Source organism: Corynebacterium sp. UMB8791, assembly GCF_054166365.1.
The window spans coordinates 44244-56809 of the sequence record NZ_JBSZCG010000031.1; the positions used below are offsets into that span (position 1 = coordinate 44244).

General features: G+C 65.3%; 13 protein-coding genes and 1 pseudogene. 2 read left to right on the top strand and 12 right to left on the bottom strand.

The features are described from left to right. Position 1: 1 nt before the first annotated feature. The 8 genes from ACXIUA_RS00865 to ACXIUA_RS00900 form a co-directional block, all read right to left on the bottom strand. Positions 2-682, bottom strand: a complete 681-nt coding sequence (locus tag ACXIUA_RS00865; RefSeq protein WP_068538777.1) for a class I SAM-dependent methyltransferase — start codon at positions 680-682, stop codon at positions 2-4. 73 nt (positions 683-755) lie between these two features. After that, entirely contained in the window at positions 756-1493 is a 738-nt protein-coding gene (locus tag ACXIUA_RS00870) for an ABC transporter permease (RefSeq protein WP_052205195.1), read from the bottom strand. Further along, a complete protein-coding gene (locus ACXIUA_RS00875) occupies positions 1490-2242 on the bottom strand; it encodes an ABC transporter permease (RefSeq protein ID WP_070976203.1) in 753 nt (250 codons plus the stop codon). The genes ACXIUA_RS00870 and ACXIUA_RS00875 overlap by 4 nt, the downstream gene beginning before the upstream one ends. Beyond that, complete coding sequence (locus tag ACXIUA_RS00880; RefSeq protein WP_034666007.1) at positions 2239-3282, bottom strand: ABC transporter ATP-binding protein; 1044 nt, start codon at positions 3280-3282, stop codon at positions 2239-2241. The genes ACXIUA_RS00875 and ACXIUA_RS00880 overlap by 4 nt, the downstream gene beginning before the upstream one ends. Further along, complete coding sequence (locus ACXIUA_RS00885; protein WP_034666009.1) at positions 3279-4457, bottom strand: saccharopine dehydrogenase family protein; 1179 nt, start codon at positions 4455-4457, stop codon at positions 3279-3281. Before ACXIUA_RS00885 ends, ACXIUA_RS00880 begins: the two co-directional genes overlap by 4 nt. Next, a complete protein-coding gene (locus ACXIUA_RS00890) occupies positions 4450-5133 on the bottom strand; it encodes a hypothetical protein (RefSeq protein ID WP_070764469.1) in 684 nt (227 codons plus the stop codon). The genes ACXIUA_RS00885 and ACXIUA_RS00890 overlap by 8 nt, the downstream gene beginning before the upstream one ends. A 174-nt stretch (positions 5134-5307) precedes the next feature. After that, positions 5308-7554, bottom strand: coding sequence for an ATP-binding cassette domain-containing protein (locus ACXIUA_RS00895; RefSeq protein WP_284805177.1), 2247 nt, complete (start codon positions 7552-7554; stop codon positions 5308-5310). A gap of 107 nt (positions 7555-7661) precedes the next feature. Further along, on the bottom strand, positions 7662-8333 hold the full coding sequence (locus ACXIUA_RS00900) for an ECF transporter S component (RefSeq protein ID WP_141738245.1): 672 nt from the start codon (positions 8331-8333) through the stop codon (positions 7662-7664). 565 nt (positions 8334-8898) lie between these two features. Here ACXIUA_RS00900 and ACXIUA_RS00905 point away from each other — a divergent pair. Beyond that, positions 8899-9174 (top strand): anti-sigma factor, encoded by a 276-nt coding sequence (locus ACXIUA_RS00905; RefSeq protein WP_068538772.1) that lies wholly within the window; start codon positions 8899-8901, stop codon positions 9172-9174. Positions 9175-9229: 55 nt separating this feature from the next. On the opposite strand, the gene ACXIUA_RS00910 is transcribed toward ACXIUA_RS00905, so the two are convergent. The 4 genes and pseudogenes from ACXIUA_RS00910 to ychF form a co-directional block, all read right to left on the bottom strand. Further along, entirely contained in the window at positions 9230-9400 is a 171-nt protein-coding gene (locus ACXIUA_RS00910) for a hypothetical protein (protein WP_218079174.1), read from the bottom strand. A gap of 181 nt (positions 9401-9581) precedes the next feature. Further along, positions 9582-9740: pseudogene (locus tag ACXIUA_RS00915) on the bottom strand (recombinase family protein); the annotation flags it as partial. A gap of 99 nt (positions 9741-9839) precedes the next feature. Next, positions 9840-9980 (bottom strand): recombinase family protein, encoded by a 141-nt coding sequence (locus ACXIUA_RS00920; RefSeq protein WP_257000612.1) that lies wholly within the window; start codon positions 9978-9980, stop codon positions 9840-9842. A 20-nt stretch (positions 9981-10000) separates the two neighbouring features. Then, the gene (gene ychF / locus ACXIUA_RS00925; protein WP_070976202.1) at positions 10001-11089 is read right to left on the bottom strand and encodes a redox-regulated ATPase YchF; all 1089 of its coding nucleotides are present in this window, start codon (positions 11087-11089) and stop codon (positions 10001-10003) included. A gap of 101 nt (positions 11090-11190) precedes the next feature. Here ychF and ACXIUA_RS00930 point away from each other — a divergent pair, with 101 nt between their 5' ends. Next, entirely contained in the window at positions 11191-12540 is a 1350-nt protein-coding gene (locus tag ACXIUA_RS00930) for an AI-2E family transporter (RefSeq protein WP_284805174.1), read from the top strand. Positions 12541-12566 lie beyond the last annotated feature (26 nt).

Consider the following 12566-nt stretch of genomic DNA (forward strand, 5'->3'; position numbering starts at 1 on the left):
CTCACTTGCCCGCCTCCCCGATCGCGCTTTTCTTCGTGAGAGTGCAGAAGTACACCATGCCGGCGTGTGAGGCTCCGCCCAGCTTCAGCCCGTTGGCTTCGGCGAGGTCCTCGACCTCGCTGCCCCGGAACACCCGGTGGCCCATCTTCGCAACGACGGCCATGTCCACATGCTCGTTCACGTCGGGATCCTCGACGAACGTCTGCACGTAAGCGATGCCTCCATCGGCGAGCAGCCCGGCGACCCTGCCGAGCGCGGCTCCCGCATCCTTCATTTGGTGGAGCGCGCCACACACCCAGATTTCACAGGCCCCGCCGGGCTCTCCCGCGAGCGGCGTGAGGATGTCGGCAACGTGGAATTCCGTCCGGGCCCCAAGCCCGTCGGCGGCGGCGCGTTCGCGGGCGATGCGGATCGCATTGGGCGACAGGTCGTAGCCGACGATGTTCGCCCTGCGATAGCGAGACTCAGCGGCGAGCGTGCGGGCGAGCCACCCGGTTCCGCAACCGAGGTCGAGGACCCGGGCCGGCGCATCCGGCCCGGGATCCAGCGCACGGAGCTTCCGGTACACGGCGGCGTCCATCGGTTCGCGCGCATAGCGGCTGAGGAACCTCGGCTGGACCTTGTCCTCGTAGGCCGCGAGGAGCCTGCGGTTGTTCTGGACGATCTGGGCAATCGACTTCATCTGGTTCTGTCTCCGGGTGTGTGGGCCGCATCCACGCGGCGGTTTCGGGTTAGATGCTCGGATTCGCGGGCCGTCATGCAGACTCCCCCGGCCTCGTTTTCACGGCGATGCCCCACGCCGCGAGCACAGCGATGCCTAAGAACCAGGCCGCGCAGACCACCAGACCCGCAGCCCCGGTGCCGTTGACGGCCTCGCCGGCCGCGGATACGGGGGTGTGCCCGGCGATTCCGCGCAGGAGGGGACGGAAGTGGTCGGCGGGCATGAGCACCGTGTTGACGAACATCGCAACGATGATTAACGGGATGAGGGCCACGGAACCCTGGGGGCTGGTGATGGAGAACGCGATGTACGTGCCGGTGCATGCGGCCGCCGCGGCAACCATCGCGCCGGTCACCGCGATCCTCCACCACCAGGACACCTCCGGTGGGCCGTCGGAAAGCAAGGCGGCCACCGCCGCGACGACGGCCGTCATCGCCATGATCCGGATGAACTCGGCAATGATCCGTGCGGCCGGCACGGCCGCGTACGGCGCCGGCATGGTGATCAACCGCTCGTGGAAGCCATTGCTGCGTTCAACGAACACGGTGGATGATCCCGTGATGGCCAGGATGAACGCCCACGCCGTCACGACCAGGATGACCGCGTTCCGGAGTTCGAACTCTCCGGTGAGCTGCCTGACCAGGCCACCGAACATGCGGTTGACGATGAACAGGTACACGAGCGGAGCAATGAACGTCATGAACCAGAAGTCGGGGCGCCGCAGCCAAATGTGGGCGATGCGCCGCAGATGCACGAAGATGGCGCCAATCATGATTCGCTCCTCGAGGTGAACCGGCGGATGAACAGGACGATTCCGGCGACCGCCGCGACACCGAGCCACAGGGCGGCCTCTTCCCCGGCGCGATCCGGGAAGGCGTCCGGGGACGCCGCCCTAATCACCTCGATCACCGGCGAAAAAGGCATGTGGCGCACGACGTCGCGAAGGGAGCCGTCCAAAGCGGTCGCCGGAATGAACGCGGTGGAGAACATGAGCAGCAGCATTTCCAGCGCCTGGATCGATGAGGCCGTCGACACCGGGGTGGGCACCATCAGGATCACCCCGTCCGTGACCAGGGACAGGACCGCCGCGGCGAGCAGCGACCACAGGACAGTCCACGCGACGTCACCGACAGCCATGTCGAGGCCGCAGGCCCACGCGACGACCAGCAGCGCCGCGATCGACGCGGACATCCGCAGCACATCGGTGACGAGCCTGCCGGCGACATAGCCGCCTGTGGCCCCGGGCAACACGCGCACGCGGTCAACGAGCCCGGATTCGACGTCCTGTCCCACCGCCATCGCCGACGCCGCGGCGGTGAACATCGCCGCCTGGAACAGGCAGCCGCCGAGCACGAAACGCAGGTACCCGAAGCCGGATTGCTCCGCCGAGTACCCGAACACCGCGTACAGGCACAGCAGGAAGAGGGGCGGAACCACGAACATGGAGATCAGCGACGCGGTGTTGCGTCGCAACAGCAGCAGATCCCGACGGAGAAACGCCGCGACCGACGTCGCACTCATCGCGCCGCACCCCCTGCGTTCATCGATATGAACACCTCGTTGAGGGTGGGCGGCGACACGCTCAGCGAATCCGGCAACGCTTCCGAGGCCTCCATCGCCTGCGCCACCGCCTCGAGGACCCGCGGTCCGGGGTCGACGTCGAGGGACACCGACTTCCCCGCGACGCGGGCGCCGTCCAGGCACGTTCCCCCGAGGCAGCGGGCGAACGCCTCCGCCTCGGCGGCGGTGGCGAAGGACACGCGGAGCACGTGCGACCCGAAGGCGCGGCGCAATTCCTCCGGCGTTCCGCTGGCGACGATGCGGCGATCCTTGAGCAGATGGACGTGGTCTGCCAGCGCCTCCGCCTCTTCCAGGTACTGGGTGGTCAGCACCAGGGTCATTCCGTCGTCCCGCAGTTGCCGGATGAAGCCCCACAGCTCTTCGCGGCTGACCGGGTCCAGCCCCGTCGTGGGTTCATCGAGGAACAGCAGCCTGGGCACGACGCACAGCGACGCGGCGATGTCGAGGCGGCGCCGCATGCCACCCGAATAGGCCGACGCCAGCGTCGAGGCACTGTCTGCGAGCGAGAATTGCGCGAGCAGTTCCGTCGCGCGGGCGGCCGCGGCGGCGCGGTCGAGTCCGCGCAGCCGCCCGAAGAACTCCAGGTTCTCCCGGCCGGTGAGGTTCTCGTCGATCGCCGCGAATTGGCCGGTGGTGGCAATGTCAGCGCGCACGCCCGCCGGGTCCTCTTTCACGTCGCGCGAGAAGATGCTCACCTCGCCGGAGTCGGCGGTGATGAGCGTCGACAGGATTCGGATGAGGGTGGTCTTGCCTGCACCGTTGTGGCCGAGGAATGACACGATCGCCCCGGTGGGCACGGTGAAACTCACGCCGTCGAGCACATGCTTGCGCATCCGGGCACCGCGCTTTCCCTTGCGCCCGCCGTCCGGCGGGGCACCTGCCCCGCCTTCGGGCGGGGTGCCCGCTTTGCCCGCAATCGGGTAGCTCTTCGTGAGGTCGCGGACGACGATCGCCGCACCTCGTTCAGCTTGATCCGTCATCGTTTCCCCTTTTCTTTGGTATCGCAGTGGGCCGCTGTCGGCAGCGGCCCCGTGGTCGGGTTGTCATGTGGCACCTCGATATGGATGCCCGCATCGCGGGCGAAGGCGAGGACCGGTTCGAGGAGCCGGGGGTGGCCGACGAGATCCCGGCACCCCGGCGCGACCGGCTTCCCCGCGACCGCCACAACGGTGGCGGCAGCAATCGCCGCGGTCATTTTGTAGGAACCCGGGCCGGTCGCCCGGACGACGGTCGTCTCGGCCGCCGGCCCCGCATCGCCCGCGCCGGCGGAGGACAGTGCGACGACCAGCTCGGCGGGTTGCGGAGTGCCCTTCGCCCGCGCCTTCCGCGATGTCACGGCCGCCCCGAGACGGGCGAGCAGACCGGAGACAACGGGCATCGAGTACAGTCTCGACGTGCGGATTTTCTCCACCGACTCATCGGGGAGGGCATCGAAGGCGACGTGGTAGGAATATCCACGGATCGAGGGGCACACCTCGCGTACGACGTCGATGTCCGGGCATTCGTAGCTGATTCCGCTTTGCGACGACACCGGGTTGCGCCGCACCTCGACGATGGTGCCGCCGAGCATCGTGCGGTATCCGCCGCGGATAGTCCGGAACATCGACTCGACCGACGCGGCCCCGGATTCCTGGTCGGCGCCAATTCGCAGATCGACCCGCACATCGCGGACCTCTTCGGCCCCCGCAGCGCGGGCCCCGAGCATCAACAGGGCCGTCGACAAGCCCGGGCACAGGCCGAACCCGGTGAGCACGGGAACCCCCTCCCGCCGAGCATCCCCGTCGAGGGCCATGATCGCGCGGCGGGCGTCGATCGAATCGTTGACGTCGATGTACCCGGTGCCTGAGTCGATGCAAGCACGGGCGAGTGAGTCTGCATGCACCTCGAACGGGCCGGTGCAGTTGACCACCCAATCGTGTTTGCGGAAGACCCTGCAGATCTCGTTGTGGCCGGCGGCGATCCTCAGCGGGAAGTGCCGCCCCGGGCCATCGTCCGGTTTCTGCCGGGAAGTGTAGGCCAGCTCAATCCCATCGACGACGCCGAGCATCCCCCGGACGAGCCGTCCGGTGACGCCGGTACCTCCGGCCACCAGCACTTTCACGGGTTCGCCCGCGTCGCGGTCCCGTGCTTCCCCGCCGTTTCGTCGGTCAGTCATGTTCCATTTCGTTTCCCCGGTCCCGCGACCGGTCGATTCCTTCGGACGACGGGTCCGCTGCCCTGTCGTCCGTTTCCGGCGCCTGGCGCCGGCGTTCGATGTACTCCCCGATGAGGGCCCCGGTCAGCGCGGCATCCTCTCCGAGGACGAACGAATAGTGGTTTCCCGCGACGCCGGCGACGCAGAGGTCATCGACGAGGTGGTCCCGCCACTGGTCGTGGTTGTGAGCCTCGCCGTCATCGGGGAAAACGAACAACGCCTCCCTCACCCGACCCTCGGGCCGGTACCGGGTGCGGGCATCGATGAGCGAGCGCAGCGAGTTGAACTCCGTCGCCGTCACCCGGTCGCCGGAAAGCCCAAGGTCCTCCAGGAGCGTCGGTGCGACTGCTGCGGCCAGGGCACGCAGACGGGCCCCCCGTTCCCCGTCGGTCTCATCGACCCCGCCGAACTCCGCCCAGAGGCGGGCAACCGGCGTTCCGTGCGGGAGATCGGCGATCGAGGGCGCCACCCGGGACAGCAGCCCCTTTTCGGATTCCGCGCCGAAATCCCCGACGTCGACCGCGATCCCCGGAGCCAGGCTGTCGAGAAACACCAGCGCGGGATCAAGATCGGCCCCCTTTTTCGTCTCATCGGCCTTGTCCCGAAGCACGTCGCTGATGGTCCGGATCGTGTTCATTGGTACCTCTTTCGGTTGTCGGCGCCATGCCGGTGCCGGGCGGACCGGGCCCGCATGGCGTGACCCGGAGGATGTGTCTGAAGGGTTGAAAGGGTGAAGCAACTGGGTGGGGCGCGTCTCCGCACAAGCTCGGAAACGCTCGCGGGCCCGGGACCCGCCGGTTCCGGGCGTCCGTCAAGTCACTGCGGACACCAGGGCGGCGACGAAGGCCGCGGCGGACGCTGCGGCCGCGAATCCGTCACGCACTCGCCAGGGGTGATCGGTGCGGAAGGTGCGCCGCGGATGGCGGCCGAAGTTGCGCATCGCCAGGGTCAAGGACAGCTTTTCGGCGCAGCGCACGGCGCTGACGAACAAGGGAAAGGCGATGCGCGCGGGCGTCGTCGCGCGAATGAAGCCGGAGCGGAAAGACTGCCCCGGTCGCATCGAGCGCAATCTAATCGCCCATGTCAGATGGGGGATTTCGCTGCGCAGGAACGCCGCGATGCTCATCCCGGAAATCGCTATGGTGCACCATGTGTAGGGCACCCGGAAGCGTTGCACCATGGCGTCGAAAAGCTCCTCGACGCGCATGCACGCGGAGACCAGGACCGTCCCCGCGAACACGGCCGTCAGCAGCAGTCCGTGATGGATGCCGTGGCGGACGGCCTCCGCCGGATCCCCACCGCCGTAGAACTCGGAGCGCCACCCGAGCAGGCCGAAGAACACCCCGATCAACAGGACGAGGAGGACCTTCCCCGCCGTCGCCCGAACGTCGCGCTCCGCGATTGCAGCGAGTGCGAGGAACGCGACCCCCGTCAGCGCGAGAACGGCGTCTCCGCCGGAGAGCAGCCCGGCGACGAGGACGAGCATCACCGCCGCGACGATCGTGATGGCGTTCAACCCCGCGCGCCTCCGAGCGGCGGATTCACCGGTCCAGGGGCTTTCGTCCCCGGACGTCCGTGCGCCGGCCGCGGGCAGTGCGCGATCCCGCCGGGACGACTCCGGGGCAGCCGGCACGTCGGCCGCGGGACCGGACCAGGCGACCTTCCCTTCGGCGACGATGCTCGCCCGATCCGCCCACGTTCGCGCGACACGGCGATCGTGGCACGTGAACACAACGGTTCCGCCGGCCCCGGCGTATTCCGCCAGCGCATCCAGCACGATGCGCGCGCTCGGCGAATCCAGGTGCGCCAACGGCTCGTCGAGAAGCAGCAAACGGCGATTGGCCGCCACCGCCAGGAAGATGCCCAACCGTCTTTTCTGTCCGCCCGACAGGACGAACGGCGAGACGGGGTCAAGTGCCCGGGGGAACAGGGCTTCCCGCAGTTTCCGCAGCTCATCGGTGCCGAGTGGCCCGTGCGGGTCCGTGCCGGCCAGCGCGGAGTCGATTTCCGCGGCGACGGTCGCGCGGGTGAACTGGTGCTCGGGGTTCTGGAACGCCCACGACGCGAAGGCGTCGGGGACGCGCCAGGCGGACGCGCCGTCGATCCGGAGGTCCGCTCCCGCCTTCATCTGGCCCGACAGCACCGCCAGCAAGGTGGACTTACCGGCTCCGTTGGCGCCGACTAGGGCATGAATCTCGCCCCGTTCCAGTGTCAGATCGGCCCCGTTCAGGATCTTCTCCCCGCCTCGGGCCACGTGGGTTCCGGTCAAGGCCAGCAGTGGAACGGCATCCGCCTCCGATTCCGGATCGGTGCCATTCCCGGCCCTCCGGGACTTTCGCCGCCGGTCCGGACCGGGACGGTCCGGTGCCCCCGTGCCCTGCGTACTGGCGTCCGGCGTTCCGGCGGTCGCGGCCGTCGTCGCAATGCCCTTCACCGCGATGCTATCCGGCGCTCCGTGGGCGGCGACGCTCCCGTCCGCATCGAGGATCGTCACCGTGTCGACCCACCCGTCGAACGGGCGGAGGTCGTGCTCGATGAGCAGGATGACGCGCCCCGGGGCCCGCAAGTCACGGATGACGGCGAACAGCGACCGGCGACCGTCCTCGTCGACGTGGGCCGCGGGCTCGTCGAAGATCATGACCTCCGGCGCCCTGGCCACCGCACCGGCGATGGCCATCCGCTGGCGTTGCCCGCCCGACAAAGCCCACGGATCCTTCTCTGCGAGCTCTGACAGCCCGAGCTCCGCTAGGGCCTCGGCTGATCGCTTGGCGACGATGCCGGCTTCCACGAGGGAAAACTCGAGGGCCATGGACACGTCATCGACGACTCGGAGCGTGAGCACCTGCGTCGCCGGGTCTTGCCCGACGAAGGTGACCCGGTCCCGGTCCACGGGGCATTCGGTGCCGTCGGCATCGACGATGTGCACGGATCCGGCATGGTCGATGGGGATGTGCGAGGGTATCAGTCCAGCGATGAGGTGGGCCAGGCTCGTCTTTCCGCATCCCACGGGTCCCGTGATGGCGTTGATCGTGCCGAAATCGAAGGAGAGGTCCACCATGTCGGGTGCCCATCGCCCATCGGCGTGCCGCACTCCCGCGCCACTGACCCGCAACCGGGCCGGGGCCGTCCCGCGTGTCGCACCGGCGCACGCGGGCGCTCCGCCGGTCATCGGGTGACCCCGCGGCTGCGGAGCCCCTTTGCGACGGCAAAGCCCAGGACCAAAAACACCAGGCTCGATGCCAAGGCTACGGCGAAGCTGATCAGGGCCATGGGCGTGGTCGGCGAGTCGACGCCGACGGCACGCGGGGCCATCGTTCCCATCAGCGCGGAGAATAACATCGCCGACGCCACGAACTGGGGACGCGTCCACCGCCGGTACAGGGTGACCATGAACGGAAGCTCGATGAGCAATCCTTCCATGATCAGCGCCCCGATCGCGGCGACGCCGAACGGGGTGGTCGCCGCGGACACGACGCCCATGGCAAGGCACGCGATGAGGCTCGCGCCAGGCTTGCGGACGACGATGAGGGGAACGACGCACGGCAGGAACCACAACCCGAGCGTCGCCGCGACGAGATAAACGTGGGCGATGCCGGCGAACACCTGCAGGTAGGTCAGGGGCACGACGATGAGAGACCCCGCGACGCCGATCGCGGCGGCGACGAGCATGTCGCGGGTGGATGGTCGGCCACCCACTGCGACCGGTGCGACGTGTACCAACCGCCCGTCGTCCGTCTGCGACGCCACCGCGTCGCCGTCGCCCGTCCCGTCCGGGCCCGCGTCCCCGACTCCCCCTCCGGAGAGGGGTTCTCTGGTCGATCCACGTTTTCTGTTCATCGTCGCCGCCTCGCTTCCGTTGCCGATTCCCGATCGGGACCATAACTTGAAACAGTATTAGGTTAGGCAATCCTTATCAACTTATGCCAGACTCGAATTATTGACTTTGCCCCCGTTCCCCCCCATTTCGTTGTTAGCAGTTCCACCTCAGGGCACCGAAGATTCATAGCCTGTCCACCCGATTGGGCGGGTTATGTTTATTTCCGTTCCCTCCGTCTGAAAGGACAGTAGAACTAGTCGCTGGCTTCGGTATGGCTTATTCCCGCCCCTGTCTGAAAATGATCCGGGGGTGATGCCGCCGAAGACAGTGACATACTCAAACTGCTAATAGGAACCTGACCCAGCCCAGGTGGTATGAGGTCTCACAGTAATGTAGATGCCAGTACTAAGTATGTCCGACCACCCCCAGCGATGAAGCTCAAATAGTCCAACTTCTAATTCATCGCTAGGAGGAACACACCCATGGCCTATGACTTCGTCATTGGCGTGGACGTCGGCAAATACTTCCACCACGCCTGCGTCCTCGATCCCCAAGGCAGACGCGCGTCAAGGTCAGGCCGACGCGATGGGCGCGAGCCTCGACATCGTGATCAGCTCTGACATGGGCAAGGGCGGCGCCATGGTCAACGGCCAGCCAGCTCTCGACGACGGCATGGGGGCACAAGTGTGGGCAGTCATGGATGACGGCGCCATGGAATCGGCTGGAGTCATCGGCCAAGAACCCCACGACGACGTGTGGATGCCGCTGCCCGGTGGAACTGCTTCAGTCCTCGTCACCGAGGAAGTCGCCGCCGGCGCGGCGCAACCCACCGGTGCGGTGCTGGCCAACGTGACGCTCTAGTCCCGGTTCCCTCCCTTGGCGCGCTTCAGCGCCGAGCACCGGACGAGAGCGAAGTTCACAGCACAATCCAGCCGACCAGGGCCGCGCCGATGACGACCGCCCAGGGCGGGACCTTCCACGAGGTGGGCGCGGCGTAGCAGACCACGGTGATGGACAGAGTGATCACGCCGGAAACCCCGGCGGTGAACACCGGGGTGTACAGCGCTGCACCGAGAATGCCGACCACCGCGGCATTCGCTCCAGCCAGGGCCGCACCTGCGCGTGGTGTCTGGCACCGAGGAAGGACGCGAACGTGAACAGCGGGCCTGGCATCGCCTGCGTTGCGCCGTAGCCGGCGAGGACGGTGTCTGCCCTCGCTCTCCACGCTGCTGTTGGGCGCGTGACTGCCTAGCCCCTTTACGCTCGACTTCACCGCGTGCTACGGCCGCCTTGATGCGCGCGAACATCCGGCCTCCGTCAGTACTGAGGTCCGCATCACCATTCGCGGTAAAAAGCTTCAACCCGTGCTGTTCCGCTCTGTCGATCCACCCTTCGAGCTGCGCGGGCTGCCGCGTTAGACGATCCAAGTCCCAGCAGATAATCGCGTCTAGCTCGCCTCACTGAAGACTAGCCACCATCGCGTCGTAATCGGGACGTTCCACGTCTTTCTTAGAGGCCGAGATCGACTAATCCACATAGGTGTACACGACCATCCAGCCACGCTGCTTTGCAATGGCTTCACAGTCTTCGCGCTGACGCTCGATGGCAAGACCGTCCATTGCAGCATCGAGCGAGATGCGAAGGTAAATGGCAGCACGTGTTGTCATACGACTAACACTGGCGCGCCTTAAGTTACATTGAACTTGAACTCGACCACGTCTCCGTCTTCCATGACGTATTCCTTGCCTTCTTGACGCACCTTGCCGTTGGCGCGCGCTTCGGCCATGGACCCAAACTTGTCGAGGTCTTCGAAGCTGACGATTTCGGCCTTGATGAAGCCTTTCTCAAAGTCGGTGTGGATGACGCCGGCAGCCTTCGGTGCGGTATCGCCCTGGTGGATCGTCCATGCGCGGGCCTCCTTTGGCCCAGCAGTAAGGTAGGTCTGCAAGCCGAGGGTTGCGAAGCCTGCCTTTGCGAGCGTTTCCAGTCCAGGTTCGTCCTGTCCAACGGAGGCGAGGAGCTCCGACGCGTCCTCTTCGTCTAGTTCGAGCAGCTCGGTCTCTGTTTGCGCGTCCAGGAAGACTGCCTCTGCCGGTGCGACAAGTTCTCGCAGCTCTTGTTTCCGGCCTTCGTCGGTGAGCACGGCTTCGTCGGAGTTGAATACGTAGAGGAATGGTTTCGCCGTCATGAGGTGCAGGTGGTGGAGCAAATCGAGGTCGATGTCTCCTGCCTTTGCGGCGGCGAAAAGGGTGCGGTCGTCTTCAAGCACCGCCTGCGCCTTCTTGGCCTCCTCGGCCTCTGCTGCCACGTCCTTGCTCTTGCGGCCTTCCTTCTCCAGGCGCGGCAACGCTTTCTCGATCGTCTGCAGGTCAGCCAGGATCAGCTCGGTGTTAATGACTGCGATGTCAGATGCGGGGTCGACTTTCCCGTCGACGTGAATGACATTGTCGTCAGCGAAGGCGCGAACGACTTGGCAAATGGCGTCTGCTTCACGAATGTTGGCAAGGAAGGCGTTGCCCATACCTTCGCCCTCGGACGCCCCCTTGACGATGCCAGCGATGTCAACGAACGACACCGTCGCGGGCAGGATGCGTTCGGATTCAAAGATCTCAGCTAAGCGCTTCAGGCGCGGGTCTGGCAGTTCAACCAACCCCACGTTCGGCTCGATGGTTGCGAACGGGTAGTTCGCAGCGAGCACATCATTCCGCGTCAACGCATTAAAAAGGGTTGACTTTCCGACATTGGGCAAACCGACGATTCCAAGTGTAAGACTCACGCTGGCCAATCCTAGCCCACCCATCGCGTTGCCGTCGAAAAGTTTGCAGCTCGCGGTCGGGTTACGTTTCTTTCTCCCTCGGATGGGGCACAATAGGTCGCGTGAGCACTCAGAAACCTCTCGACTACGACGCCAATCCGATTGATCGCGGCATTGTCTACCGCGCGTGGATCAAGTCCGCCGCGACGTTGACGCTGCGAGTCCTCATTGTCGCAGTGTTTTTGGCCGCGCTTGGCAAAGTGATCGGGATGTTTTGGGCAGGCATTCTTCCGGTTGTTCTTGCGCTCATCATCTGCACTGTGCTCGCGCCCGTTGCGGGCTGGCTGCGCCAGCATGGCATACCAGCTGGATTTGCGGCGCTCTTGACGTTGCTTGGCTTCTTTGGATTTCTCGGCTTTCTCGTCTCGTTGATTGCCCCGGACATTGCGGCGCACTCGAGGTTGCTCTATCTGCAAGCGCTCGAAGGTGTGCAGCGGTTGCAGCTCTGGCTGCAGGGTCCACCGCTCAATGTCAACCCCGATGATCTTGATGAGGGCGTGAACGAGATTGCGCAGTGGCTCCAGAAGCAGGCCGGGGCAATCGCTGGCGGTGTATTCACGGGTATTGGCACTGCCGCAGGCCTGATTGTCACACTGTTCGTCGTACTCGTCTTAACTTTCTTTTTCCTCAAAGACGGACACAAGTTCCTGCCGTGGCTTCGCAGTGCTACCGGTGGCCGCGCAGGCCTTCATTTCACTGAGCTCTTCACCCGTGCATGGAACACACTTGGGGGTTTTATTCGCGCCCAAGCTGTTGTCTCGCTTGTCGACGCCATCTTCATCGGACTCGGCATTTACTTCGTGGGCGTCCCGATGGCGTTCACGCTCGCTGTGCTGACGTTCATCGCGGGGTTCATCCCGATTGTGGGTGCGGTTGTGGCAGGCGCGCTTGCCATTTTGGTCGCGTTGGTGTCGCTTGGCGTAACCCAAGCGTTGATTGTGTTTGCCATCGTCATTGTTGTCCAACAGCTGGAAGGCAATGTGCTCTCCCCGATGCTGCAGTCCCGTGCAATGAACTTGCATCCAGTGATCGTGCTGGTCTCCGTGACCGTAGGTGGTGGACTCTTCAACCTGATTGGTGCCTTCTTGGCAGTCCCCGTAGCTGCGATGATCGCGGTTTGCTACCGCTACGCGCTCGATATCGTGCGCATCCACTCAGGGGAAGTACACCCGGAAGATCTTTCTTTCATCACCGAGGAAGGTCGTGCGATTGCTGAGCTGGAAAGCATCGAAAGCCAACACAAGCGCGATGCGCTGCGCGAGGAAGATGAATGGGCAGCCACTGTCCCCTCGGAGGCTGCACAGGGAGAGTCCGCGGAGGAGGATCTTGATCAATCCGATCACCGTTTCCGTCCGCGATACAAGCCCGACAAGTTAAAACATATGTTCGATCGACTGCGTCCTAACGCCTAGTTTTGTCCCGCTCATGTGCTCTACTA

Coding starts and splice junctions, on each gene's coding strand:
- ACXIUA_RS00865 (WP_068538777.1), bottom strand. CDS start 682: ATGAAGTCGATTGCCCAGATCGTCCAGAACAACCGCAGGCTCCTCGCG.
- ACXIUA_RS00870 (WP_052205195.1), bottom strand. CDS start 1,493: ATGATTGGCGCCATCTTCGTGCATCTGCGGCGCATCGCCCACATTTGG.
- ACXIUA_RS00875 (WP_070976203.1), bottom strand. CDS start 2,242: ATGAGTGCGACGTCGGTCGCGGCGTTTCTCCGTCGGGATCTGCTGCTG.
- ACXIUA_RS00880 (WP_034666007.1), bottom strand. CDS start 3,282: ATGACGGATCAAGCTGAACGAGGTGCGGCGATCGTCGTCCGCGACCTC.
- ACXIUA_RS00885 (WP_034666009.1), bottom strand. CDS start 4,457: ATGACTGACCGACGAAACGGCGGGGAAGCACGGGACCGCGACGCGGGC.
- ACXIUA_RS00890 (WP_070764469.1), bottom strand. CDS start 5,133: ATGAACACGATCCGGACCATCAGCGACGTGCTTCGGGACAAGGCCGAT.
- ACXIUA_RS00895 (WP_284805177.1), bottom strand. CDS start 7,554: ATGGTGGACCTCTCCTTCGATTTCGGCACGATCAACGCCATCACGGGA.
- ACXIUA_RS00900 (WP_141738245.1), bottom strand. CDS start 8,333: ATGAACAGAAAACGTGGATCGACCAGAGAACCCCTCTCCGGAGGGGGA.
- ACXIUA_RS00905 (WP_068538772.1), top strand. CDS start 8,899: ATGGGCGCGAGCCTCGACATCGTGATCAGCTCTGACATGGGCAAGGGC.
- ACXIUA_RS00920 (WP_257000612.1), bottom strand. CDS start 9,980: ATGACAACACGTGCTGCCATTTACCTTCGCATCTCGCTCGATGCTGCA.